We start from the raw sequence: 23,627 nt of genomic DNA, 5'->3' as shown, positions 1-23,627 counted from the left end.
GGATTAGTAATCGAAGCTGAAGTGTTCTGGTGCCAGTGAAGTCAAGGTGCGAGATGTTGTTACCATTGACTCGGCATGGCCTTGAGCGCGTGGCAATAAACGGTCGAAGTAGAAATCAGCAACCTTGATTTTTGCTTTATAGAATTCAGGAGTTTCAATGCCGTTACCTGCTTCCAATTTCTCAGAGGCAATCACTGCTTGTTGCGCCCAGAAATAAGCCATCATGACGTAGCCAGAGAACATCAAGAAATCAGCTGAAGCTGAAGACACGATGTCACGGTCTTTACGTGCAGCCAGCATGATACGAACAGTTAAAGTGTTCCATTGTGCACAAAGCTTGGTTAAGTCCCATGCAAAACGGCGGAGGTATTTGTTACGTGCATGTGCAGCACAGAATTTCAGGATTTCAGCCGTGTAATCACGAACCACTTTACCTTTCGAGCTTAACAGGACTTTACGACCAATCAGATCGAGTGCCTGAATACCTGTTGTGCCTTCATACAAGGTTGAGATACGTGCATCACGTGCGATTTGTTCCATACCCCATTCACGGATATAGCCATGACCGCCGTAAACCTGCATACCGTGGTTAGCTGCTTCTAGACCCATTTCGGTCAAGAAACCTTTCAAGATCGGCGTATAGAAACCAAGCTTGTCATCATAAGCTTCATAAGCTGCCTGATCGCCACTGACCAATGCATCTGTCATTTTGTCCGCAAGTTTTGCAGCATGGTAGATCATTGAACGACCACCTTCAGCAATTGCTTTTTGCGTCAATAACATACGACGAACATCAGCATGGTGAATAATCGCATCAGCTACACGTTCAGGTTCTTTCTTGCCAGAAAGGGCACGCATTGACATACGATCTTTGGCATACGGTAAAGCACCCTGGAAAGACAGTTCAGCGTGTGCAATACCTTGCACTGCGGTACCGATACGTGCTGTATTCATAAAGGTAAACATTGCATGTAAACCTTTGTTGATTTCACCGATCAGGTAACCTGTAGCATTGTCAAAGTTCAACACGGCAGTTGCAGAGGCCTTGATCCCCATTTTGTGCTCGATAGAACCACAAGACACTGCATTGCGCTCACCTACGCCACCATCCGCAGTCGGGATGAATTTAGGCACGATGAATAGAGAAATACCACGTGTACCCGCAGGCGCATCTGGAAGGCGAGCCAATACGATATGGATGATGTTTTCAGTTAAATCGTGTTCACCCGCAGAGATGAAGATTTTGGTGCCAGAAATTTTATAGGTACCGTCTGCATTTGGCTCTGCTTTGGTTTTGACTTGACCTAAGTCTGTACCACATTGAGGCTCGGTTAAGCACATGGTGCCTGACCAGGTACCTTCAACCAGTTTAGGCATATAAGTATTTTTTTGCTCGTCTGTACCGAACTGCATGATGGTGTTCATACAACCTGTACTTAAACCTGGGTACATGGTGAAGGACCAGTTCGCGGTTCCCATCATTTCTGATTTGATCAGGTTTAAAGACATTGGCAAGCCTTGACCGCCAAATTCTTCTGGATAAGAAAGACCTTGCCAGCCACCCATCACAAACTGGTCATACGCTTCTTTAAAGCCTTTCGGTGTGGTTACCTCACCGTTATTAAAAGTACAGCCTTCTTCATCACCTGACTGGTTAAGCGGAGAAAGTACGTTTTCGCAATAATCTGCCGCACCTTCAAGAATCATATCAACTGTATCAGCATCCGCATTTTGACCACTTGTCAAAGTTTGGTAATGTGCTGGATAATCTAACATTTCGTTCATTAAGAAACGAATATCACGGAGCGGGGCTTTATAAGCTGGCATAATCTTAATCCTGTATTTGAATCATTTTGGATTATCTGTTTCGATACTTTGATTATTCACAATGGTGATAAAAATACATTGATAATCACTGGGGAAAAGAATGTCAGAAAAGCGAATCTCCTGGATTTGAGGGAGATGGAAAAATCACTTTTCTGTGGGTGTTTAAACTTATATTAAACGTGAAAAATACTTAATTCTATACTTGAGAATATAATGATATAAAGGTGTTTGGTAAAGCTATGCGTCTAAAATATTTAACTTTATGTTTAATGGGTCTCAGTCTTTCGGCCTGTTCTCAACATGTCATTAAAACCAATCCAGCGACGGTCAACCTCGAGCAGAAGGCAGTGAATAGCCTGAATGCCATCTACGAATATCCAAGCTATGACTACCGTGGCAAATTCAATATTCATGTTGATCAGGAGCCAAGTAAAAATACTGCAAAAGCTGAACCTGCATCTTTAGAACCGGCACTCAAGCAAAAAGTGGAACAATACTTAAGAGAGCAAAAGGTCAACTTAAACAATAAACAGAAGCAGGCTTTGTATACCGCACTGGCGCAGGAACAAAAAAGCGCTGGTCGTTCCAAGGCTGACAAGTTTACCCAGGTCATGACCAATATTCTGAACGAGATGCAGTTTGAGTACGAGGGTTCGGTGCATTATCGTCAGAAAATGGGTTCCTTGAACCTGACTGCGCGTTATGAAAAGCCAACCTTGCTGGTACAGGCCAAAGTACCGATGGTGCTTGATCTGAACCATTATAAATTCTATATCAACTACTTTGCCTTGATGCCTTATCTGGTCAATAAAGACAACCAGAACAAGCTGGCCTATCTGGATTTTTCAAAATATCAGGATGCTTTCAAGCAAGTGGATTACAAGAAATTTGCTGAATATGTGAAAGCATCCAGTGCGGTTTATTATCGTCTTGCCGATCAAAAGAATATTCAGGCCTTATCCGTTTCCTCTGCTGATCAGGCTGCAGGCGTGGTGGAAAAAATCCGTTTAAAAACCTCGGTTGAAGAACTGATCCTGCAAGCGAATTTATATAGCAAGGTTAATGAAAAATATTTGATGCAAAGCGTTTTAAATCTGAACGCGCAGAATTTAGAAAAACTGGTTGCAGATGAAGTGGCGAATGCCGAGCAGGCAAAATCTAAAGCATCGTTACTTGATGCAAAAGATTCGGCAGATGATGCCAGCTTGGTAAGCCAACAGCTATACCGTCTTGTGAATCAGCATTTTGGTGTTGAGGATATCGAGGAAGCCGATGCTGATGAAAGTGCAGATACGGCAGAAGCAGCAGCGGCTGACGATCCCAAAGCATCTGAATATCCGGAGGAATCTGATGATCTGGAAGCAGCTGAAGATGAGCAGGCGGGTTTATCTGAGCAACAATGTACAGTCCTGCAAACAGCGCCTAAAACCACCTATGGCGATGTGCAATATTGTCAAAGTATATATGGCATTGATGTGTTCTCGGATCAGCCAGTAGAGCCTGGTTTCTTGACTTATATCCAGAAATTATCAGTGATTGAAAAAGAATTCGCTGTTTATGATCAAAACCAGTTTATTGATGATCAGGCATTTAAAGCACTTTGGCTGAAACATCAGGCGGATATTGAGAAAGCTTTACCGCCTGCCGATAAACGCAATCCATTTGTGATGGATGTTGGACTGGATGCTAAAGGACGTGCTGTAAAGATTGACTATGATTTGAATTATGGTCTGCCTGAGTTGAAATCTCGATTTAATATCAAGGCCGATATGCTGATTTCCAATTATGGTCAAGGCACACCGATTGACCAAACGCAGTTGAAGCAGGCGAAAACATGGGCTGAAGCCAGCAAAGGTTCAATGCTTGAGCAGGCAGTGAACAGCTTCTCGGAAAAGTTAGGGCAGGCAGGTATTCAGGAGCGTTCAGCCGAGCCGTATCACTTATCTTTAGATGATCAGCTCAACCTTATTGCTGAGCAGCGTTACGACGCAACACGTGCTTATGAGCCAACCTATAAGGCGGTGTTCATTGCCAAATTGACAGAAAATGCGCCACACATTGTACAGCGTTACTCAAGCCAAGAGTTGCAGGAAATAGCTGCTGTATATGCGTATTGGTACGCCGATGAAGATGTTTATAATCCGGAAGGCAAAGCGCTACAAAAGATTGAAACTTTGCAAAACAAACATCATCTGCAAGGTGAAGACCAGTTTGATGATGGTTTAGGGCGTTCGGTTTACCATATTGTCAGTGAGGCGATGCAGGGTGAACAAGATCGTCAGGCATGGAAAAAGCTACAGGCTCAATATAAGCAGCCGCAACAGTTATTTGCCAAGCAATACCAAATCCAGTTCGAACAAGAAAATGGCGCTTCAAGTGAGGAAAAAGTCTTACTTGCGCAAACGGCAAATATTCTGGGACAAGTATATGTCGATGCACGTAAAAACAGACTGTCTGAACAATCGATTAAAGCTTTAAAGATTGAACATAATGAATTTATTGATTATGAAATCTTTAAACAGGTCTATCAGAAGATGTTAAATTTGAAGTAAGCCAGCACAAAAACAGCCTGTAACATACAGGCTGTTTTTTTTATCTAATTTTCAAATGATTATAAAAAATCTTTCAGCTCAGGTTTAACCCCGTTCCAGATGGAGAAGGCTTCAATCGCCTGCCCCACCAGCATGCCGAAACCATCCGTCGCAGGCACTTGGCGTTGTCGGGCCTGATCGAGAAAACTGGAAAGTTTGCCATAAGCCATTTCATAAGCATGATGGAAAATCAAGCTTTCAGGCAACTGCAAGGTATCTCCCGTTAAACTTGCTGAAGTTGCATTAATCACCAAATCAAATTCACCTGACAGTTGATCGAGACCGATCGCTTTTAGCTCAGTTTGCGGGACAGCATCTTTTAAATCTTCAACCAGTTGTTCTGCGCGAGCAAGGGTACGATTCGCAATCACAATCTGTTTTGCACCTGCCTGTCCTAGAGGATAAATCACACCACGGGTTGCACCACCAGCCCCTAAAATCAAAATACGGCTATCTTTAAGTTCCCAGCCTAGTGCTTGAATCGCAGCAACCAGACCCTGACCATCGGTATTATCGCCATACAGTTTGCCATCCTGCATCCAAAGCGTATTTACGGCTTTGGCAATCTTGGCACGTTCAGTCAATTGATCACACAGCGCAAAGGCCTGTTCTTTAAACGGTACGGTGACATTCATTCCCGCACCATTCTTGGCAAAGAAGTCTTTGGCGGTACTTTCAAAACCATCCAGTGGCGCAAGAATTTTTCTATAGTTTAAATCGACCCCGGTTTTTGCTGCGAATGCATGATGTAACTCTGGTGAGCGTGATTGTTCAATCGGGTTTCCAATTACAGCAAATTGTTTGGTCATGGGCGAATCATTCTTGTGCGTTAGTTGAAGTGTATAAATTTGGGGCAAGTGCTGCAATATTGATTTACATCTGAATATGTCAGGAAGGCATGATTTCAGCACCAGAACATGATTTGATAATTTTAGATTGTTGTAAACGTTGAGACTGGTTTTAAGGATGAGTATTTATTTAATTCGGCATGCACAAAGTGAAGCGAATATGAATGGCCGTACACGATCACATGCTGCCATTGAACTAAGTGAGCAGGGGTGGCAGCAGGCAAAACAACTTTGCGAAACCTTACCACCTATTGACCATGTCCTGATTTCTAAATACCACAGGACCTATCAGACCGCACAACCAATTTTACTCAAGTATCAGATTACAGCAGAAATCGACGACAATTTGCATGAGTTTAGTTATCTTTCGGAAAGGAGGTGTGCCAATACCAATCTGGATGATCGTAAGCAATGGGTCAATGCGTATTGGGAAAGAATGGATGATAAATATCGTGATGCCGATGACGCTGAATCTTTTGCTGACTTATATGGGCGAGTGCAATGTGTTCATGAAAAATTAAGTCAATTAGCGCAGCAATATGTGCATAAGAATTTGGCCGTATTTACGCATGGTCAGTTTTTACAATTATTGCTCACCCTAAAACATGCACCACAGCCTTTGAGTCGAGAACTGATGCAAGATTTTAGAAAGAATTTAATTCAGCAACCCATCCCAAATACCGCAATCTTTTTATTTTAGGAATCCGTAAAAAAACTCATCCCTGAACTATATGTCTGGGATGAGTTTTTTCATTTATTGATTTAGACCCAACCAGTCTCTTGGTTTTAGATAATAATCGGTGAGACGCTTCTCTGCCGAATCTGCATCCCATTCAGGACGATATGACCAACCGGCCAGATTAGGCAAGCTCACCAGGATTGATTCGATACGCCCGCCAGTCTGTAGACCAAACAAGGTACCACGGTCATAGACCAGATTATATTCGACGTAACGGCCACGACGGTATAACTGGAACTCACGTTGCGCTTCGGTATAAGGCTGTTCACGATGCTTTTCAAAAATCGGCAAGATCGCGTCTAAGTAACCATTACCAACGGCCTGCATATATCTAAAACAGGTTTCAAAATCCCACTGGTTCAAATCATCAAAGAATAAACCACCGACACCACGCTGTTCATCACGATGTTTTAAATAGAAATAATCATCACACCATTGTTTATGTTCTGCATAAACATGTTCACCAAAAGGCTGGCACAGGTCATAAGCTTGTTGATGCCAATTCAGCACATCCTCATCATCTGGATAGAATGGGGTTAAGTCAAAACCGCCACCAAACCACCACACTGGATCCTGACCTTCAGGCTCAGCGACAAATAGGCGAACATTGGCATGAGAAGTTGGGATATTCGGATTTTTCGGGTGAATCACCAACGAGACACCCAATGCCTGTGCCTTCGCACCTGCAATTTGTGGATGACGTTCAGTCGCTGAAGCGGGGAGTTTACTGATATTGATGTGGGAGAACATGACCCCACCTTTTTCAATGACTTCACCATTTTGCAAAACACGAGAGCGTCCGCCACCGCCTTCGGTTCGTTGCCAATCATCAATGATAAACTCAGCGGTTCCACCGCCTGCACGTTCCTGTTGCTCTAGTCCTGCACAAATGCGTGCCTGTAGATCGAGTAAAAACTCGCGAACACGTTGAATATCAGCTGAAGTTGGATGCTGCATGATGATCCTCTTGATAAGATCTAGGAATTACTGATATCAAAACATAAATCCATAAAAAAAGTAAGGGATTTTTGAATCTATATGAAATATGTATGATTTAGGGTGAAAAAATCATGTTCTGTTAATCTTGGTTTTTACTTTGACCTTTGGAACGGTTCTTTTCAATAAGCTCATTAATTTCTTCATTGTATAGCCAAGTATTTAAAATACCTTCAGAACTTTCCAAGCCAGTTATATCTAAAAAATGTTCAAATGTACCAGCAACCTGCTCTCTATCATCGGTACCGAGTGAATCGGGATCAATTTGATGGATACCGTCCGAAAGTATTTTTAGCCGTTGCTGTTTACTTGGTTGAGCAGAGTGCTGATAGAGTTGGATATACGCTTCAGCAGTTTCAGCTACCTTTTTATTCAATAACTTTTTTAATTGGGGATCTTGAACGCCAGAATATAGATAGCCATCCGTTAAAAAATGATCTTGTTGCTGGAATTGATTCAATTGATTGATAATTCCAGCGTTTGATGGATGAGCTTTATTCTCTTCTGCTTGAGTACAGCCACAGAGTAGTAGAACAGCTGTGGCTAAGAAAATACTGAATAATTTCATTTTGATAAATTCTCTTCTCTCAACAAAAGATAACTCTAAAGTCAGAAATCATCTTTTTTATAGAGATGATCCATACGTTCACGTTTGGTCTTTAAATATTGTTCATTGAAGGGATTACGACCCACCGTAAGTGGAACACGTTCAACCACATTAATCCCCAGATCAGTCAACGCTTTGAGTTTGAGGGGATTATTGGTCACCAGTTTCACTTCTTTAACTTGAAGGTGATCCAGCATGATGCTGCACATATCGTAGCGACGTGCATCGGCAGGCAGGTTTAATAACAGGTTCGCATCAACCGTATCATGACCTTGATCCTGTAAGGCATAGGCGCGGATCTTGTTGGTCAAGCCAATACCACGTCCTTCCTGACGCAAATATAAAATGACACCTTGGCCCGCTTCATTTATCAGGCGTTGGGTGGCTTGTAACTGCGGTCCGCAATCGCATTTAAGTGAAGCGAAAGCATCACCCGTTAGGCATTCAGAATGGATACGCACAAGCACAGGCTTATCTGGAGCAGTTTCTAGCCCTTTAGAAAGCGCCACATGTTCCTCACCCGTTTCCGGATCTTGAAACACGGAAATATTGAAGTCACCAAAGGCAGTCGGCAGCTTTGATGTTGCAATAAATTCAATCGGCACAGAGAACTCACTATGATCATAAAAACTGTCTGAGTATAGCTTAATGTGTGAAGATTGCGCGAACCGGAATTTCTGATTTTTTATATAAGTTTTTCTTTTTCATACAAAGCACACAATAATGGTTGATAAACAGTGACATAATTCAGGATAATCTACGGGTCATTCTTTAAAAATTGTAGAAGAATGTTCAGCACTACATCATTCGCACGTGTGGCTGATTGAAGGTAGATCATATTTAATTGTATGATTGCCCCCATTTAACCCAGCTTCGGACTTGCCAGGCTTAAAAAGGCTTTGCCACATTATGTTGTATACCGAAATTCCAACTCAACGCCCTGTTACGCCATTGTTAGATGGAATTGATCATCCACAACAATTACGTCAGCTCGAGCAAAGCCAACTCGTTCAAGTGGCGGATGAGTTACGTCAATATATTTTGTATGCAGCTGGGCAGAGTGGCGGACACTTTGGTGCAAATTTAGGTGTGGTCGAACTGACCGTAGCCTTGCATTATAGCTTTAATACACCAGATGATCGTTTGGTCTGGGATGTCGGTCATCAGGCTTATCCACATAAAGTGCTGACGGGGCGTCGTGATCGTATCGCGACCATTCGTAGTAAAGATGGTTTGGCTGCGTTCCCTGCACGTGATGAATCTGAATTTGATACCTTTGGTGTAGGTCATTCCTCAACTGCCATTTCAGCAGGTCTGGGTATGGCACTGGCACGTCGTTATCAAAAAGATCCATGTGATGTTGTTGCAATCGTAGGTGATGGGGCAATGACCGCAGGCATGGCATTTGAAGCCATGAATGATGCTGTTGCGCATAATGCCGACTTGATCGTGGTATTAAATGATAACGATATGTCGATCTCGTGTAGTACCGGTGGTTTTGCCAAACATCTGGCTGCAATCTGGGAAACAGGGCAGTTGATTAATGTGAATGAACAGGGTGAAGCCTATGTTCAGCCCCATCCTAAGTGGACGTATAATTCACGGTTACATCAATCAGCGACCGATGCCGCTGATAATTTATTTAAAGCAATTGGTTTTGATTATTTCGGACCATTTGACGGGCATGATGTGGAGCAACTGGCGCAAGTGTTCCATGCGCTGAAAAAGCGTAAAGGCCCACGTCTTGTTCATATTTATACCAAAAAAGGGAAAGGTTTTGCGCCAGCGGAAGCCGATCCGATTACCTATCATGCCATTACTAAAATTGCGCCAGCCGCAGCAGCACCGGTAAAAAAATCACCACCTAAGTACTCCGATGTATTTGGACAATGGTTATGTGATGAAGCCGCTCAAGATCAGCGTCTGCTCGCTATTACACCGGCAATGTGTGAAGGCTCGGGTATGGTGAAATTTGCACAGCAATATCCTGAACGTTTCTTTGATGTCGCGATTGCGGAACAACATGCAGTGACTTTAGCTGCGGGTATGGCATGTGAAGGCTTAAAACCGGTTGTCGCGATTTATTCAACCTTCTTGCAACGTGGTTACGATCAGTTGATCCATGATGTGGCCTTGCAAAATCTGGATGTCACTTTTGGAATCGATCGTGCAGGATTGGTCGGTGAAGATGGTCCAACCCATGCGGGTGCTTACGATTACGCCTATATGCGTACTGTGCCTAACATGGTGATTATGGCGCCGAAAGACGAAAATGAATGTCGTCAGATGCTACATACCGCTTACCTCTATGAAGGGCCGACAGCAGTCCGTTATCCGCGTGGCGCAGGCACGGGTATTGAAATTCAACAACAGATGACGGCTTTGCCAATTGGTAAGTCGGAAATCGTGGCTGAATTTAATGTTGATGCTGAGCAGCACATCAGTATTCTGGCCTTTGGTAGTCGGGTTGCACCATCGGTTGAAGCGGCAGAACAGTTTGCACAGAAACATGCGATTAGTGTGCGGGTTGTGAATATGCGTTTTGTGAAGCCACTGGACGAGCAAATGATTCGTGACCTGGCAGCGACCACTCAACTATTTGTAACGGTTGAGGAACATGCCGTGATGGCGGGCGCAGGCAGTGCGGTGAATGAATTCATGGCACATGCCAAGATTGTCAAACCGATCCTGAATCTGGGTTTGCCCGATACATTCTTACACCAAGCCACGCATCAGCAAATGCTACAAGATTGTGGTCTAGATGCTCAAGGGATCTTGGCGTCCATTGAGCAAGCCTGGTTCTAGTTTCTAAGTTGATGTAAAAGCGAAAATAATTTTTCGCAACATTTTTCCCCTAAAAGCGCTTATATTTGCTAGAATATACGCGCTTTTATGCATTATTCTTTGTCAAAATCTTCAAATTTGTAGTGGGTGTTCAATGGAACCTATGGTGGTTATGGCTGCGCGTGCGGCTCAAACAGTTGGTCAAGAGCTTTTAAAGGCACATCAAAATCGTCATAAACTCGATTTACAAGTTGAAGAAAAAGGCATTGATGGTCCGGTAACACGTGTTGATCGTTACTTGGAACAACTTACAATTGATACACTTCGCAAAAGCTATAAAAACCACAGCTTCCTTGGTGAAGAGTTTGGTATGCAAGAAGGTAAAGGTCACGATGCAGACTGGTGCTGGGTGATTGATCCTTTAGATGGTACACAAAACTTTATCAACGGTTTCCCGCATTTCTGTATTTCTATCGCAGTACAACATAAAGGTGTGACTCAACACGGTGTGATCTATGATCCAGTACGTGATGAGTTGTTCTCTGCAAGCCGCGGTCGTGGTGCAGTGATGAACCAACGCCGTATCCGTGTCAATGTTAAAGAAAACCTTGAAAATACTTTCCTTGCAGTCGGTCATCCGTACCGTGCCAAGCGTAATGGTGAAATCGTTTCTTATGCCGAGCAACATTTTGCTTCATTATTGGCAGTGACTAAATCTGGCGCGCAAATCCGTCGTGGTGGTTCAGCTGCTTTAGACTTGGCCTATGTTGCTGCAGGTCGTTTTGATGGTTTCTTTGAGCTTGGCTTAAAACCGTGGGATATCGCTGCGGGCGAATTAATCGTGAAAGAAGCGGGCGGTGTTGTTGTTGATGCGCGCGGTGGCAATGAATCATTTGACAATGGTCAGGTGCTTGCATGTTCATTGAAGATGTTAAAGCCATTGATGCAAAACGTTGTTCCAGCTTGGGGCGATGCTGCAAAATAATTTGTAGATTAAAAAAAGAGTAGCATCTAGCTACTCTTTTTTTTGTGTAATAGAACGGGAATAATAAATAGCTGAGATAAAAGTAAAATAACGGTATTGATTAAATAGGCAGCCCAATACGGTGGAGCATGCATTGATCCGAAAAGGGCAATCAGGAATTGTCCAATCACGATGCAGCTGTAGGCTGTATAGGTGAGGATGGGATAGGTTGTATCCAGTTTCAGAAAGGTTGAGAAGCCCCGGGCAATAAAATAAATTGAAAAAAGAACACAGGTTAAAATGACTCCTTTAATCGGATACTCAAAGACGTATCCAGCATCATGAATAAAGGGGTAGGGATTTTCCTGCTGTCCATGATAAATAATATTCAAACACCCGAATAACCATAAACCCAGTAATAATCTGATCAGCATAAAATTATTTTGTAGTTTATTTTCCATGTTTTATTTAAAGTAATCTGTTGTTGTCACACAGAATAATTGTACATTTAATAGAAGTGTATCGCTTATTTGTGATCGCCAGACCCAGTATTTTCTAAAAAAACGTGACTTTCTTAAAGTTTCTGCTATAATCCGCCCACGCACTTAAATTCCAGTTCATTACCTGAACATTCAGTTCTATTCATATTAGCGCACGCTGTCCATAGAGAGGACCACATCTTGCGCCCAAATCGCTTAGCGATTCTTCAGGTTGAGGCAGTAATCAAGCGTGCGTTTAGTCCACATCGTCGTTATTCGGATCGCCGCTGAATTTCATATATTTTCAGCTTGAGTCGCTTTGCCGCTTGTTGCCGATGTCTATTTTTTGTATTTATTAAAATGGAGCACCCACAAGGGTGAAACTCTCTATGAGCAAAACTTTTGCCGAATTTTCTTTGCACGAAACCTTACAACAAGCCCTAGAAGGTTTAGGTTTTACGACACCAACTCCTGTGCAAGAACAAGCGATTCCAGCTGCATTAGAAGGTAAAGATTTATTAGTTTCAAGCCAGACCGGTTCTGGTAAAACAGCAGCATTTTTACTTCCTACATTAAACGCTTTAGCGGGTGAAGATACTTTTGTGCCATTCAAAGAGCGCATGAAAGCAGTCACTCAACCTACGATTTTAGTTATTTCTCCTACGCGTGAATTGGCTCAACAGGTAAGCCAAGACGCGATTGCATTTGTACGTCACATGAAAGGTGTTCGTATTGCTGCAATTATGGGTGGTATGCCTTTCGGTAAGCAAATCCAGCAGCTTAAAGGTGCACAAGTTGTCGTTGCGACTCCAGGTCGTTTACTTGACCTTGTAAACCGTCGTCAAATCAAACTTGATAAAGTTGAATCATTAATTGTTGATGAAGCAGACCGTATGCTTGATCTTGGCTTCTCTGAAGATTTAGAAGCAATTGGTGAATTGGCTGCAAACCGTAATCAAACATTAATGTTCTCTGCAACTTTTGCTGATCGTATTATCCGTCTTGCTGAACGCATGATGAATGATCCGCAACGTATTGCGATTGAAACTGGTCACAGCACCAACACTGATGTAACTCAAACATTACATTGGACGGATGGCTTTGAACACAAGAAAAAATTATTGACTCACTGGTTATCTGATGAGTCTGTAGATCAAGCGGTTGTATTCGCAAGCACGCAAGAAGATACTGATATGCTTGCTGAAGAATTAGCTGAAGCGGGTCACTCTGTTGTTGCACTCCATGGTGCGATGCCACAAACCGTTCGTAACCGTCGTTTACGTAGCATTCGTGAAGGTCGTGCAAAAATCCTGGTTGCAACAGATGTTGCGGCGCGTGGTTTAGACGTACCAACCATTTCACACGTCATTAACTTCGGTTTACCGATGAAAAATGAAGACTATGTACACCGTATTGGTCGTACAGGTCGTGCGGGTCGTACCGGTCAAGCCGTGACTTTGGCAACTTACCGTGAGCGTGGCAAAATCCGTGCTTTGGAAGATTATTTAGATGCACGTTTAAATGTATCTGAAATCGAAGGTTTAGAACCATCTCCACCTCCTGCACGTTCAGGTCGTGACGGTGGCGGTCGTGGTCGCGGTGGTCGTGATGGCGGCGGTCGTGGTCGCGGTGGTTTTGGCGGTGGCCGTCGTTTTGAAGGGGAAGGTAGCTTCAAACGTCGTGAAGGCGGTGATGATCGTCCACGTCGTAGCTTCGATGACAAGCCACGTGGTGAGCGTCCATCGTTTGGTGGCGAAGATCGTCCACGTCGTGAATTCAACTCTGACCGTCCACGTCGTGAGTTCAATTCAGATCGTCCACGCCGTGAAGGTGGTTTTGAAGACCGTCCACGTCGCGAATTTAATTCAGATCGTCCACGTCGTGAAGGCGGTTTTGATGATCGTCCAAAACGTAGCTTTGGTGGTGAAGACCGTCCACGTCGCGAGTTCAATTCTGATCGCCCACGTCGTGAAGGTGGTTTCAACGATAAACCGCGTTTTGACTCAAATGATGACAACCGTGGTAACCGTGTAGATTACAAACCGCGTCGTGAAGGTAGCTTCGGTGACCGTCCTAAACGTGACTTTGGCGATCGTCCACAGCGTGAAGGCGGTTTCGGTGATCGTCCAAAGCGTAGCTTCGGTGATGACCGTCCAAAACGCAGCTTCGGTGGTGATGACCGTCCAAAGCGCAAGTTTGGTAGTGATGAGCGTCCAGTGCGCGGTTCACGTGAAGAAACTTTCGGTGGCGACCGTCGTCGCAAAAACGATTTTTAATCGTTAAAAACCGATAGAATGAAGAAGCCAGTTGAAAAACTGGCTTTTTTATTTCGGTTTAGTCATGTAAAATTATAAAAATGTGTACTAATTCAAACTTTATATAAGAAATGAATAAGGTGAAGCAAAATAAAAGCCTTTTGAGTCAAGCTTGGTCTTTCATGTGTAGTGAAGGGCTGCCATGCCTATTCGTCATTTTAATGCTGTGTAACGGTTTGTTTTTTGCTTATGCGTTGTTTGATATGATTAATACGGAATCATTCAATGTTAATTCTCATCCAACCACCAGCCAAATTGTTCCCAAGAATAACTACATAAATTAAATACTCTTGATACATGGTTTATCAAAATGGAAACAAGCGTTTAGTGTTTCAGTGTATAGTATGCGTGCATAAAAAGTGCAGGAAAGAATGCCATTATGAATAATCCATCTCCTCTTGATCGTGAAGCCTTAATTGAAGTTAAAAACTTAAGCTTTAATCGGGGAGAGCGCGTCATTTATGACGATATCAGTCTCAAGATTCGTCGTGGTCAGATTACTGCCATTATGGGACCGTCCGGTACCGGTAAAACCACTTTGTTGCGTCTGATTGGTGGACAGTTAAGCCCAGATCATGGCGAGGTGCTACTGGATGGTAAAAATATTGCCACCATGTCACGTCATGAGTTGTTCGCTGCGCGCGCGCGTATGGGCATGTTATTCCAGAGTGGTGCATTATTCACCGACATGTCGGTCTATGAGAATGTCGCATTTCCAATCCGCGCACATACCAAATTGCCAGAACATCTGATTGCAGAACTGGTGGCATTAAAACTGGAATCGGTTGGATTGCGTGGTGCTGAACAGTTGATGCCAACCGAGCTTTCCGGTGGTATGAACCGTCGTGTTGCCTTGGCGCGAGCGATTGCACTGGATCCTGAGCTGATCATGTATGATGAGCCATTTGCAGGTCAAGACCCGATTGTGATGGGCGTATTGACCCGTCTGATTCGTTCCTTGCGCGATGCTTTGGATCTGACCACGATTATCGTATCGCATGATGTGGCTGAGACCTTGTCGATTGCGGATTATATTTATGTGGTTGCAGAAGGTAAAATTCAGGGTGAAGGTTCACCAGAACAATTAAAAAACCATGCTTCACCTTTTGTACGTCAGTTTTTAACAGGTTCGGCTGAGGGGCCTGTGGAATATCAATTTACTCATCAAGCATATTTAGATAACGAGGTTCGTCCATGAATGCGATTGCCTGGCTAGGTAGACTCGTTATTGAGCGAATAAAAGGCATCGGTGCTGCCGCATTGATGCTCCTGCAAGTTTTATTTTCCATGCCATCGAAAGGTGGTTTTCGGCGCTTTGTTTACCAGATGTATCGTGTCGGGGTGATGTCCCTGCTGATTATTGCGGTTTCCGGTTTGTTTATTGGTGCCGTGCTGGGTTTGCAGATGTATAGCATTCTGGTCACTTTTGGCAGTGAAGCAATGCTGGGTACTGCAATTTCACTGACCTTGCTGCGAGAACTTGCTTCTGTCGTTGCTGCCTTATTGTTTGCAGGGCGTGCAGGCTCGGCCTTAACCGCTGAAATTGGTTCCATGAAACAGAGTGAACAGCTTGCCAGCATGGAAATGATCGGTGTTGATCCACTGCGTCAGATCGTGGCTCCTCGTCTATGGGCCGGTATTGTCAGTTTGCCCATGCTCACGGTCATTTTTGCAAGCATTGGTATTATTGGCGGCAAGCTGGTTGGTGTTGATTTTTTAGGGGCCGATGAAGGTTCGTTCTGGAGTGGTATGCAAAGCAGCGTCCAGTTCTGGCATGACATTTTTAATGGCACCATTATTAAAAGCATTGTCTTTGCTTTGATTTGTACATGGGTGGCGGTGTATCAGGGCTATGCCTGTGAACCAACCCCAGAAGGTATCGCGACTTCAATGACCAGAACGGTCGTATATTCTTCACTTTGTGTATTAGGTTTTGATTTCGTGTTGACTGCGGTCATGTTCGGAGGGATTTAATGAAATCACGTACTAGTGAGCTGGCCGTAGGTATTTTTGTCATTATCTTCGGTGTCGCTCTATTTTTTCTGGCGATGAAGGTCAGTGGCTTGGTGGGTACTAATCTGCGCGACAGCTACAGCATGACAGCACAGTTTGACAATGTGAACGGCTTGAAGCCACGTGCCAAAGTGACCATGAGTGGTGTAACGATTGGTCGTGTTGAATCAATTACGCTTGATCCGGTTTCCCGTCTGGCCACCGTTAAATTTGATCTGGATGGTAAGCTGACCAGTTTTAATCCGGAGCAGCTCAAAGAGGTGCAGAACAATGCGCTGGAAGAGTTACGCTATAGTTCTGATTATGAGCAAGCGAATGCTGCGAAACAAAAAGAAATGGAACAGCAACTTACCAGTAACATGACCTCCATCACCACACTCGATGAAGATGCTTATATAATGGTAGCAACCAATGGTCTATTGGGTGAGAAATATTTGAAAGTTGTTCCAGGTGGTGGTGTGAACTACCTCAAACGGGGTGACGTGGTTTCAAATACCCAAGGCACCATGGATTTAGAAGATTTGATCAGTAAATTTATTACCGGTGGTGCTGGTAAAGCCACATCAAGCTCAACAGCGACAGAAAGCCCAGCTTCACAGCCTGCTGCTGAAGCAGAACCTTCTTTTGTTGAGTAATTCAGGTTAGGAGATTGAAGTGAATACATTATTGAAACAAACGCTAACCGCAAGCGTATTATCGACAATGCTTGCAAGTGCGGCATTTGCAGCACCAACTGAAACCCCGCCTGACTTTGTTAAACGTGTAGCTGATGGCTTAATTACGCGTCTAAAAGCGGATCATGCCAAGTTGCAGAATAACCCGGCACTGGTGAAAAGCATTATTCGTCAAAACCTTGACCCGTATGTGGATTCTCAAGCGTTTACCCGTATTGTGTTAGGTACTTATGCGAATAACCAATATACCAATGCTGCACAACGTGCACAGTTCGAGAAGAACTTCCGTGAAGTGATTATCGAGAACTATGGCGGTGCTTTCGCGAAATATACCAATGAAAGCTACACCATGCGTCCGTTTAAATCGACAAACAGCAAAACCCCTGTGGTGACTTTGGACTTCTTGCACAATGGCGAGAAAATCCCGGTGTCGTTCCAGTTAACCGACAAGGGCGACCAGTGGAAAGTACGTAACATCAACGTGTCTGGTATCGATTTGGGCTTGCAGTTCCGTAACCAGTTCGCTGCAACGGTGCAACGTAATGGTGGCGATATTAATAAAGCGATTGCGACCTTTAAACCAGATGCAGATGCTGCAGTTAGCAAAAAATAAGTAGGTGACGGGTGATTCAGTATATTGATCAGCAATTGGTCGTTTCAAAAACGATTAATTTTGCAAATGCAGAGCAGATCTACCAAGCTGGCTTAAAGCATATTCAGCAGCATAAGAATTTTCCTCTGGTTGTTGATCTGGGGCAGCTTGAACAGGGCAATACTTTATCGTTGGCGGTACTGGTGCAATGGTTGCGTCAGACACCAGACAGTAAAGGGCTGCATTTCAAGAATGTGACTGAAAAAATGCTGAAAATCATCCAGGCCTGTCATTTGCAGGATGATCTGAAATTAATTTAAAGATCACTTGTTGCAATAAAAAAAGCACCGTCAGGTGCTTTTTTTATTAGATCCATTTCTTCCAGCGGAAGTAGATGGTCGGACCAATCAGGAAGGTTAACACCAGCGTGATTACAATCCAGAAACTGGTACTGCCATGTGAAAACGGTAATACTTCGGTGTTCATGCCATAAATACTGGCCACCAGCATTGGAGGTGCCAGCATGCTTGGAAGAATCGAGAAGCGTTTGAAGGTCTCATTCATCTCGGTATTGGCAAAACCGGTGGTAATATCCAGTAAGAATTTTAGTTTTTGAAACAGGAAGGTATTGTGCTCCAGTAAAGAACGCACATCCTCACTCATCTCCCGGATATCGGGGTCATAAATATGGCTGCCTAAGGCACGTGGCCGCGAAAGGAAAGACAGAACTCGGCGCAGGTCGGTCAGACAGAGCTGAGCTTTCCCTAACATGTCTTCCTGATGCGCGAGCCGTGTGATCATGTCATCCAGATCAAGGATCTGTTCACGATGGTGATCGTTTAACACCTCGGCTGAATATTCTTCCAGATACTTGTGCGTATCTTCCAGAATATCTGAAAGCTCATCCAGTTTAGATTCCAGCAAGCCTAATAAAATCCACACCGGATCTTTATAATCGATGCTGTAATCATTGCGTCTTGCCCGGGCACGAAAGGCCCGGAAAGCCACCAGTTTTTCGCCACGTAGCGTGATCAGTTGTGTTTTATCCAGTAGAAACGCAACGGTGTGGACGGTAGCGGCGAGTGTATTCTCGAGATCTTCTTGTTCACGATCCGATTGAAAATTTTTATTCTTTGTTAAAAAATAGGTGCTGATATGCAAAATTCCGTCATCATCACGGTAGAATCGTGCTGATGAGGAAATATCTTCAAGTGACTTTAAGGTAGGTAGGTTTCGCTCATAGGCATCCAGAATCCATTGTTGTTCTTCTTGGGATGGGGCGATGAGATCGATCCAGACCAGTTCAGGATGAAGGTCGAAACTGCCATTGATTGTTGCATCTTCTAGACTACCGCGCTCAGTGGCATAAAAGGCTTCAAGCATGTCTTTTTTCCTTGCGCAGTCGAGGTAAAGTTTCCGGTGTTTTTCCGAAAAGCAGGGTGTATTTTAGACAAGGATGAAACGAAAAACACTTGCCTAAACGTTATTTTTTAAAAAATCTTGTTACACAGCCTACTTTATCAGCATGACAGTTCTATAAAACGGTTTTAATTGTATGAATTCTATATGTGTTTTCTGTGGTTCCTCTCTCGGGAATGATCCTGTTTTCAAGCAAATGGCCCAGTTAACCGGGCAGGTGATTGCAGCGCAAGGCAAAACCTTGGTGTATGGCGGTGGACGTTCGGGTCTGATGGGTGTGGTGGCTGATAGTGCACTACAGGCGGGCGGTCGTGTGATTGGTGTGATTCCCCATGCCTTGGTGGATCGAGAGCTGGCCCATACCGGTTTAACCGAATTGTATCGGGTCAACAATATGCATGAGCGCAAGACCAAAATGGCTGAGCTATCTGATGCATTTGTAGCTTTACCAGGGGGTGCAGGCACACTCGAAGAAATCTTTGAACAATGGACCTGGAGCCAGTTGGGTATCCATCAAAAGCCTTGTGCTTTTTTAAATGTGAATGGTTTCTATACCGATTTGCTGAAAATGCTGCAAGCCTCGGTTGACAGTGGTTTTACCCAAGCACGTTTTGTGGACAAGCTGATTGTGGCCGAGCAGATTGAAGAAGTTCTGGCTGCATTTGCGGCTTATCAGCCTGCGGCACCGAAGTGGCTATCTAGCACTGAAATTCAGGCCTGAGGATACGATTGTGAAAACCATTACTGTTGCTGCTGCCATTATCTTGAATGAGCACAATCAATTACTGTTGGTGCGTAAGCAAAATACCCATGCCTTTATGCAGGTCGGTGGTAAGCTTGAGCTGGATGAAGCACCTGAAGTGACAATTCAGCGTGAGATTCTGGAAGAAATAGGCTGTGAGTGTGAGCTTAAGGAGTTTGTCGGTGAATTTAGAACAGCAGCAGCCAATGAACCTGATCATGCCTTGATCAGCTATGTATATGCGGTTGAGTTAAAACAGCAGCCACAAATCGCGGCTGAGATTGCAGAGATGAAATGGATCGATCTGGATGACCAGTCGACGGTACTGGCGCCACTGACTAAAGAAGTGGTGATTCCGTGGTGTCAGCAGCAGCATTTGAATTAATTTCCTGATGCTGTGCGGCTGCCAGACACAGACTATAGACCTGTTGGCAGCCCAGTTGTTGCAGCACCTGAGATAATGCAGTAATCGAACTGCCTGTGGTGACCACATCATCGACAATGAGGACCTTGCGATAGCGAATCTGATTCGGTGCAGCAGCAACAAATTGCCGTTCAATATTTTCCAGCCGCTCCAGACGGCTTAACCCTTTTTGAGAATGCTGGGCCAAGCGTTGGACCGGTTGCCAGACGGGAATGTTCAAGTGCTCACTTAAGGATTGTGCCAATAACAGACTCTGGTTAAAACCACGCTCGGCCAGACGATCTGTTGAAATAGGCATGGGGACAATGGCATGTACTTTGGGCAGTCTGGGTTGCAATAGCAAGCCATTTAATAGACGTTGATGATGCAGTTTCTGCTCATATTTAAACTGTTGGATAATCCGGTCAATTGGGTACTGATAATGGCAGGCAACCATGATTTGCTGTTGATTGCGTTCAATGGTTTGCTTGAGCCAGGGCAATTGTTGCCAGCAGCTTTGACAGACACCGAACTGCCGTTTCATGCCAATATCACACAGGCTACATGGGGTAAAATAATCAAATAGCTGCTGTGCTGATCTGCCCAATAATTTAAACATAGGCATATCTTGGGGCTTCAGGTAACCAGCGTTTCAGTAGGCCTTCTGCATGTTGTGGATAGTCTTTCAGGATTTGCTCTGCGACATAATGTGCCTGAGTCAGCAGGTGGTCATCGCGTTCTAGACGAGCCACACGAAAGCCCATATCACCAGTTTGCTTGGTCCCGAGTAATTCACCGGGGCCACGAATTTCCAGATCTTTTTCCGCAATCACAAAGCCATCATTACTTTCCCTTAAAATAGAAAGCCGTTCCTGCCCATTTTGTGATAACGGGGTTTTATAGAGTAAGGCACAAAAACTGGCGGTGGCGCCACGGCCGACACGGCCACGCAGCTGATGCAGTTGAGACAGGCCTAAACGTTCTGCATTTTCAATCACCATAATCGAGGCATTGGGGACATCAACCCCCACTTCAATGACCGTGGTGGCAATCAACAGTTGTGATTGATTGTCCTTAAAAGCTTGCATCACAGCCTGCTTTTCATCGGCTTTCATCTTGCCATGTACCAGCCCGATATTGATATCTGGGAAGCGGTCTTTAATTTCCTGATAAGTGGCCTCTGCGGCTTGTGCATCCTGTGTTTCAGATTGCTCCACCAAGGTACAGACCCAGTAGGCCTGTTTACCTTCACGACAATTACTGGCAATACGTTGTAAGACCTGTTCCCGCCGTTCCAGAGGGATGGTGACGGTCTGGATTGGGGTACGACCGGGTGGCAGTTCATCAATAATCGAGGTGTCCAGATCGCCATAGGCACTCATGGCGAGGGTGCGGGGAATCGGGGTTGCGGTCATCACCAGTTGGTGCGGGGTGAACTGGTCCGCGCCTTTATTGCGCAAGGCGAGGCGTTGATCAACCCCGAAACGGTGTTGTTCATCGATAATCACCAAGCCGAGCTTGGAAAAACCGACCGTATCCTGAAACAGCGCATGGGTACCCACGATCAACTGGGCATGACCTTCTTTAATCTGCTGTTCAGCTTGTGTTCTGGCTTTACCTTTTTGTTTACCCGACAGCCAAGCCACCTGAATGCCTAAAGGCTCAAACCAGCGTTTAAAGTTTAAATAATGCTGTTCGGCCAAAATCTCGGTCGGTGCCATCAGCGCCACTTGCCAATCTGCTTCCAGCGCATGACAGGCTGCGACTGCGGCCACCAAGGTTTTACCAGCACCGACATCGCCTTGCACCAGACGTAACATCGGTTGATCTTGTTTAAGATCTTGCAAGATTTCCTTAGAAACGCGTTTTTGCGCATTGGTCATCTGGAAAGGCAGCCCTTCTAATAATGTCTTGGCCAGTACTTTGCTGCTACTAAAGCGTGGTGCTGAAATCTGACGGATATAGGCACGGCGTGTGAGTAAACTGATTTGATGCGCCACCAGTTCTTCAAAAATCAGCCGTTGCTGTGCCGGATGTGAGCCTTGATTGAGCTGCAACATGTTGGCATCGGTAGGCGGCTCATGAATGTAATGCAACGCCTCTTTCAGCTCATAGCCATTGCTATATTTACTGGGTAATAATTCGGGTAGGTCATCACTGTGATGGGTGAGTGCCTGACGGACATACTCACGTAATTTGGGCTGGGTCAGGCCTTCGGTACTGGGATAAATCGCGGTCAGCTGGGTCTTGGGCAGGGCCGTATGTTGCTGGATCACCTGAATTTCAGGATGATACAGTTCCAGCCCCCGTGCACCAACGCGCACCTCACCAAAAATGCGCAGCCGTTGCCCCATTTTGATACGGTCCGTAAGACCTTTATAAATATGATAGAAGCGTAAGGTGACCTTGCCGAAATCGTCCTGGACCAATGCAGCAAGAGATTTCTTTTTTCCGGGTGGAAAGTCAACAGAGCGGACTTCACCTTCAAGCAAGTAACTTCGTCCAACGACCAGCTGATTCATTGGAATAATAGTGCTACGATCTTCATAGTCACGGGGAAGATGGAATAACAAATCATCCGTGCTAAAAATATGAAGCTTTTCTAAGAGGGTCGCTGCGGCAGCACCAACGCCTTGTAATTGCTGAACTGATGTCATCTCTGGTCAAAGGTGTGTATGCATATTTTATTTATTGGTTATGGTAAAACATCTCAGCGTGTCGCTAAACACTTATTTGAGCAAGGACACCACATTAGCACAATAAGTCGCAGTGCAAAAACAGATTGTTACGCGACCCATTATATTCAGGACATTCATCAACTTGATTTGACCGGGCTGGCGCCTGTGGATGTGGTGTATGTGATTCTGGCGCCTTCTGAAAGTGGGATTGAGGCTTATCAGCAGACCTATGTCGATAGCGTGGAGCCGATTGCTCAGGCCTTAAAAGCCCATCCGGTGCAACGTATCGTGATTGTATCCTCAACCCGCGTCTATGGCGAAAATGCAGGGCAACGCATTGATGACGAGAGCGAGATCCATCCTGCTGATCCACAAGGTGAGCTGTTGCGACGTATGGAGTTGCTGTGGCAGCAGTATTACCCACAACACAGTATCATTGTCCGTCCTACGGGTATCTATGGGGCTTCAATTGCCCGACTGAAAAAGCTGGCTGAGCAAAGCCCGACTTATCCCACTGTTCATTATAGCAACCGGATTCATATTGATGATCTGGCTAGGTTTTTAGCATTACTGGTGAATTTGGTTCAAGTTGAACAGAGCTATATCGTCACCAATAATCGACCGCTTCCGATGCATGAAATTCTATTATGGTTTCAACAGCAATTGCATTTAGCGCCTTTAAAGTTGCTTTCGGACCGACCGAGCGGCAAGCAAATTTATGCCACCCGCTTGCCAAAGACCGGATTTAAATTTGACCATTTGATTTGCTTTAATGACTACGCTGCGGCCTTATCTGTCCATAGTAATGAAAAATAATTCGATTACACTGTAGGGTCTGTTGACATTTAGGGTTCATAATTTAACCTACAAGGGGAGCCATAAAAATATACAAGCTAATGCAACAGAACTTTCATAGTTCCGTTTTAACTTGTCGTATCGAGTGGCTATCCCTCTAA

Annotated in this window: 21 protein-coding genes and 1 pseudogene; 13 read left to right on the top strand and 9 right to left on the bottom strand. The window is 44.5% G+C overall.

Going from position 1 to position 23,627, the window contains the following annotated elements:
- Positions 1-3: 3 nt before the first annotated feature.
- Positions 4-1,827: an acyl-CoA dehydrogenase C-terminal domain-containing protein gene (locus MSG93_RS06445; RefSeq protein WP_005227481.1), complete on the bottom strand. Its 1,824-nt coding sequence runs from the start codon at positions 1,825-1,827 to the stop codon at positions 4-6.
- Between the two features lie 239 nt (positions 1,828-2,066).
- Between MSG93_RS06445 and MSG93_RS06440 the strand changes: the two genes are divergently transcribed.
- Positions 2,067-4,379, top strand: a complete 2,313-nt coding sequence (locus tag MSG93_RS06440; protein WP_324621044.1) for a hypothetical protein — start codon at positions 2,067-2,069, stop codon at positions 4,377-4,379.
- 59 nt (positions 4,380-4,438) lie between these two features.
- Here MSG93_RS06440 and aroE read toward each other — a convergent pair whose 3' ends face one another.
- Positions 4,439-5,227, bottom strand: a complete 789-nt coding sequence (gene aroE, locus MSG93_RS06435; RefSeq protein WP_324621043.1) for a shikimate dehydrogenase — start codon at positions 5,225-5,227, stop codon at positions 4,439-4,441.
- Positions 5,228-5,384: 157 nt separating this feature from the next.
- Here aroE and MSG93_RS06430 point away from each other — a divergent pair, with 157 nt between their 5' ends.
- Positions 5,385-5,966 carry a histidine phosphatase family protein gene (locus MSG93_RS06430; protein WP_005227474.1) on the top strand — a complete coding sequence of 194 codons (582 nt, stop codon included), beginning with the start codon at positions 5,385-5,387 and terminating at the stop codon, positions 5,964-5,966.
- A gap of 54 nt (positions 5,967-6,020) precedes the next feature.
- Here MSG93_RS06430 and hemF read toward each other — a convergent pair whose 3' ends face one another.
- The 3 genes from hemF to ribA form a co-directional block, all read right to left on the bottom strand.
- Positions 6,021-6,962 (bottom strand): oxygen-dependent coproporphyrinogen oxidase, encoded by a 942-nt coding sequence (gene hemF / locus MSG93_RS06425; protein WP_324621041.1) that lies wholly within the window; start codon positions 6,960-6,962, stop codon positions 6,021-6,023.
- A 121-nt stretch (positions 6,963-7,083) separates the two neighbouring features.
- Entirely contained in the window at positions 7,084-7,569 is a 486-nt protein-coding gene (locus MSG93_RS06420) for a DUF4844 domain-containing protein (RefSeq protein WP_005282932.1), read from the bottom strand.
- A 41-nt stretch (positions 7,570-7,610) separates the two neighbouring features.
- Positions 7,611-8,213, bottom strand: coding sequence for a GTP cyclohydrolase II (ribA, locus tag MSG93_RS06415; RefSeq protein ID WP_038346448.1), 603 nt, complete (start codon positions 8,211-8,213; stop codon positions 7,611-7,613).
- A gap of 304 nt (positions 8,214-8,517) precedes the next feature.
- Here ribA and dxs point away from each other — a divergent pair, with 304 nt between their 5' ends.
- From dxs to MSG93_RS06375, 8 genes are all read left to right on the top strand, one after another.
- Positions 8,518-10,413 carry a 1-deoxy-D-xylulose-5-phosphate synthase gene (dxs, locus tag MSG93_RS06410; RefSeq protein WP_324621039.1) on the top strand — a complete coding sequence of 632 codons (1,896 nt, stop codon included), beginning with the start codon at positions 8,518-8,520 and terminating at the stop codon, positions 10,411-10,413.
- Positions 10,414-10,546: 133 nt separating this feature from the next.
- The gene (locus MSG93_RS06405; protein ID WP_005227466.1) at positions 10,547-11,377 is read left to right on the top strand and encodes an inositol monophosphatase family protein; all 831 of its coding nucleotides are present in this window, start codon (positions 10,547-10,549) and stop codon (positions 11,375-11,377) included.
- Positions 11,378-12,224: 847 nt separating this feature from the next.
- On the top strand, positions 12,225-14,111 hold the full coding sequence (locus MSG93_RS06400) for a DEAD/DEAH box helicase (protein ID WP_324621038.1): 1,887 nt from the start codon (positions 12,225-12,227) through the stop codon (positions 14,109-14,111).
- Between the two features lie 418 nt (positions 14,112-14,529).
- Positions 14,530-15,348 carry an ABC transporter ATP-binding protein gene (locus MSG93_RS06395; protein WP_005227462.1) on the top strand — a complete coding sequence of 273 codons (819 nt, stop codon included), beginning with the start codon at positions 14,530-14,532 and terminating at the stop codon, positions 15,346-15,348.
- Positions 15,345-16,124, top strand: coding sequence for a lipid asymmetry maintenance ABC transporter permease subunit MlaE (gene mlaE / locus MSG93_RS06390; protein WP_005227460.1), 780 nt, complete (start codon positions 15,345-15,347; stop codon positions 16,122-16,124). Before MSG93_RS06395 ends, mlaE begins: the two co-directional genes overlap by 4 nt.
- Positions 16,124-16,798, top strand: a complete 675-nt coding sequence (locus MSG93_RS06385) for an outer membrane lipid asymmetry maintenance protein MlaD (RefSeq protein WP_009514011.1) — start codon at positions 16,124-16,126, stop codon at positions 16,796-16,798. The genes mlaE and MSG93_RS06385 overlap by 1 nt, the downstream gene beginning before the upstream one ends.
- Positions 16,799-16,817: 19 nt before the next feature.
- The gene (locus MSG93_RS06380) at positions 16,818-17,450 is read left to right on the top strand and encodes an MlaC/ttg2D family ABC transporter substrate-binding protein (RefSeq protein WP_005227457.1); all 633 of its coding nucleotides are present in this window, start codon (positions 16,818-16,820) and stop codon (positions 17,448-17,450) included.
- Positions 17,451-17,461: 11 nt separating this feature from the next.
- Positions 17,462-17,749, top strand: coding sequence for an STAS domain-containing protein (locus MSG93_RS06375; protein ID WP_005227455.1), 288 nt, complete (start codon positions 17,462-17,464; stop codon positions 17,747-17,749).
- Positions 17,750-17,795: 46 nt separating this feature from the next.
- Here the strand turns inward: MSG93_RS06375 and MSG93_RS06370 are convergent, their stop codons facing one another.
- On the bottom strand, positions 17,796-18,812 hold the full coding sequence (locus MSG93_RS06370) for a CorA family divalent cation transporter (RefSeq protein WP_005227453.1): 1,017 nt from the start codon (positions 18,810-18,812) through the stop codon (positions 17,796-17,798).
- Between the two features lie 172 nt (positions 18,813-18,984).
- Between MSG93_RS06370 and MSG93_RS06365 the strand changes: the two genes are divergently transcribed.
- Both MSG93_RS06365 and MSG93_RS06360 read left to right on the top strand, forming a co-directional pair.
- A complete protein-coding gene (locus tag MSG93_RS06365) occupies positions 18,985-19,569 on the top strand; it encodes a TIGR00730 family Rossman fold protein (RefSeq protein WP_032868638.1) in 585 nt (194 codons plus the stop codon).
- Positions 19,570-19,579: 10 nt separating this feature from the next.
- The gene (locus MSG93_RS06360) at positions 19,580-19,975 is read left to right on the top strand and encodes an NUDIX hydrolase (RefSeq protein ID WP_032873781.1); all 396 of its coding nucleotides are present in this window, start codon (positions 19,580-19,582) and stop codon (positions 19,973-19,975) included.
- Here the strand turns inward: MSG93_RS06360 and MSG93_RS06355 are convergent.
- Both MSG93_RS06355 and recG read right to left on the bottom strand, forming a co-directional pair.
- Entirely contained in the window at positions 19,929-20,612 is a 684-nt protein-coding gene (locus MSG93_RS06355; RefSeq protein ID WP_324621037.1) for a ComF family protein, read from the bottom strand. The genes MSG93_RS06360 and MSG93_RS06355 overlap by 47 nt on opposite strands.
- Complete coding sequence (recG, locus tag MSG93_RS06350; protein WP_324621036.1) at positions 20,605-22,650, bottom strand: ATP-dependent DNA helicase RecG; 2,046 nt, start codon at positions 22,648-22,650, stop codon at positions 20,605-20,607. The genes MSG93_RS06355 and recG overlap by 8 nt, the downstream gene beginning before the upstream one ends.
- 18 nt (positions 22,651-22,668) lie before the next feature.
- Here recG and MSG93_RS06345 point away from each other — a divergent pair, with 18 nt between their 5' ends.
- The gene (locus MSG93_RS06345; RefSeq protein ID WP_324621035.1) at positions 22,669-23,487 is read left to right on the top strand and encodes an NAD-dependent epimerase/dehydratase family protein; all 819 of its coding nucleotides are present in this window, start codon (positions 22,669-22,671) and stop codon (positions 23,485-23,487) included.
- A gap of 48 nt (positions 23,488-23,535) precedes the next feature.
- On the opposite strand, the pseudogene MSG93_RS06340 reads toward MSG93_RS06345, so the two are convergent.
- Positions 23,536-23,627, bottom strand: a pseudogene (locus MSG93_RS06340) (IS5/IS1182 family transposase); the annotation flags it as partial.

The sequence above is a fragment of the Acinetobacter sp. IK40 genome (assembly GCF_035615075.1).
GTDB classification, from domain to species: domain Bacteria; phylum Pseudomonadota; class Gammaproteobacteria; order Pseudomonadales; family Moraxellaceae; genus Acinetobacter; species Acinetobacter courvalinii.
Note: the sequence above shows the minus strand (reverse complement) of the source record. Positions and strands in the feature narration are given on the sequence as shown.

What these genes read in the sequence shown, in the direction of transcription:
- MSG93_RS06405 (WP_005227466.1), top strand. Translation starts at nt 10,547, where the DNA reads ATGGAACCTATGGTGGTTATGGCTGCGCGTGCGGCTCAAACAGTTGGT.
- MSG93_RS06370 (WP_005227453.1), bottom strand. Translation starts at nt 18,812, where the DNA reads ATGCTTGAAGCCTTTTATGCCACTGAGCGCGGTAGTCTAGAAGATGCA.
- dxs (WP_324621039.1), top strand. Translation starts at nt 8,518, where the DNA reads ATGTTGTATACCGAAATTCCAACTCAACGCCCTGTTACGCCATTGTTA.
- hemF (WP_324621041.1), bottom strand. Translation starts at nt 6,962, where the DNA reads ATGCAGCATCCAACTTCAGCTGATATTCAACGTGTTCGCGAGTTTTTA.
- aroE (WP_324621043.1), bottom strand. Translation starts at nt 5,227, where the DNA reads ATGACCAAACAATTTGCTGTAATTGGAAACCCGATTGAACAATCACGC.
- mlaE (WP_005227460.1), top strand. Translation starts at nt 15,345, where the DNA reads ATGAATGCGATTGCCTGGCTAGGTAGACTCGTTATTGAGCGAATAAAA.
- MSG93_RS06430 (WP_005227474.1), top strand. Translation starts at nt 5,385, where the DNA reads ATGAGTATTTATTTAATTCGGCATGCACAAAGTGAAGCGAATATGAAT.
- MSG93_RS06440 (WP_324621044.1), top strand. Translation starts at nt 2,067, where the DNA reads ATGCGTCTAAAATATTTAACTTTATGTTTAATGGGTCTCAGTCTTTCG.
- MSG93_RS06355 (WP_324621037.1), bottom strand. Translation starts at nt 20,612, where the DNA reads ATGTTTAAATTATTGGGCAGATCAGCACAGCAGCTATTTGATTATTTT.
- MSG93_RS06445 (WP_005227481.1), bottom strand. Translation starts at nt 1,827, where the DNA reads ATGCCAGCTTATAAAGCCCCGCTCCGTGATATTCGTTTCTTAATGAAC.
- MSG93_RS06385 (WP_009514011.1), top strand. Translation starts at nt 16,124, where the DNA reads ATGAAATCACGTACTAGTGAGCTGGCCGTAGGTATTTTTGTCATTATC.
- MSG93_RS06365 (WP_032868638.1), top strand. Translation starts at nt 18,985, where the DNA reads ATGAATTCTATATGTGTTTTCTGTGGTTCCTCTCTCGGGAATGATCCT.
- MSG93_RS06400 (WP_324621038.1), top strand. Translation starts at nt 12,225, where the DNA reads ATGAGCAAAACTTTTGCCGAATTTTCTTTGCACGAAACCTTACAACAA.
- MSG93_RS06420 (WP_005282932.1), bottom strand. Translation starts at nt 7,569, where the DNA reads ATGAAATTATTCAGTATTTTCTTAGCCACAGCTGTTCTACTACTCTGT.
- MSG93_RS06395 (WP_005227462.1), top strand. Translation starts at nt 14,530, where the DNA reads ATGAATAATCCATCTCCTCTTGATCGTGAAGCCTTAATTGAAGTTAAA.
- recG (WP_324621036.1), bottom strand. Translation starts at nt 22,650, where the DNA reads ATGACATCAGTTCAGCAATTACAAGGCGTTGGTGCTGCCGCAGCGACC.
- MSG93_RS06345 (WP_324621035.1), top strand. Translation starts at nt 22,669, where the DNA reads ATGCATATTTTATTTATTGGTTATGGTAAAACATCTCAGCGTGTCGCT.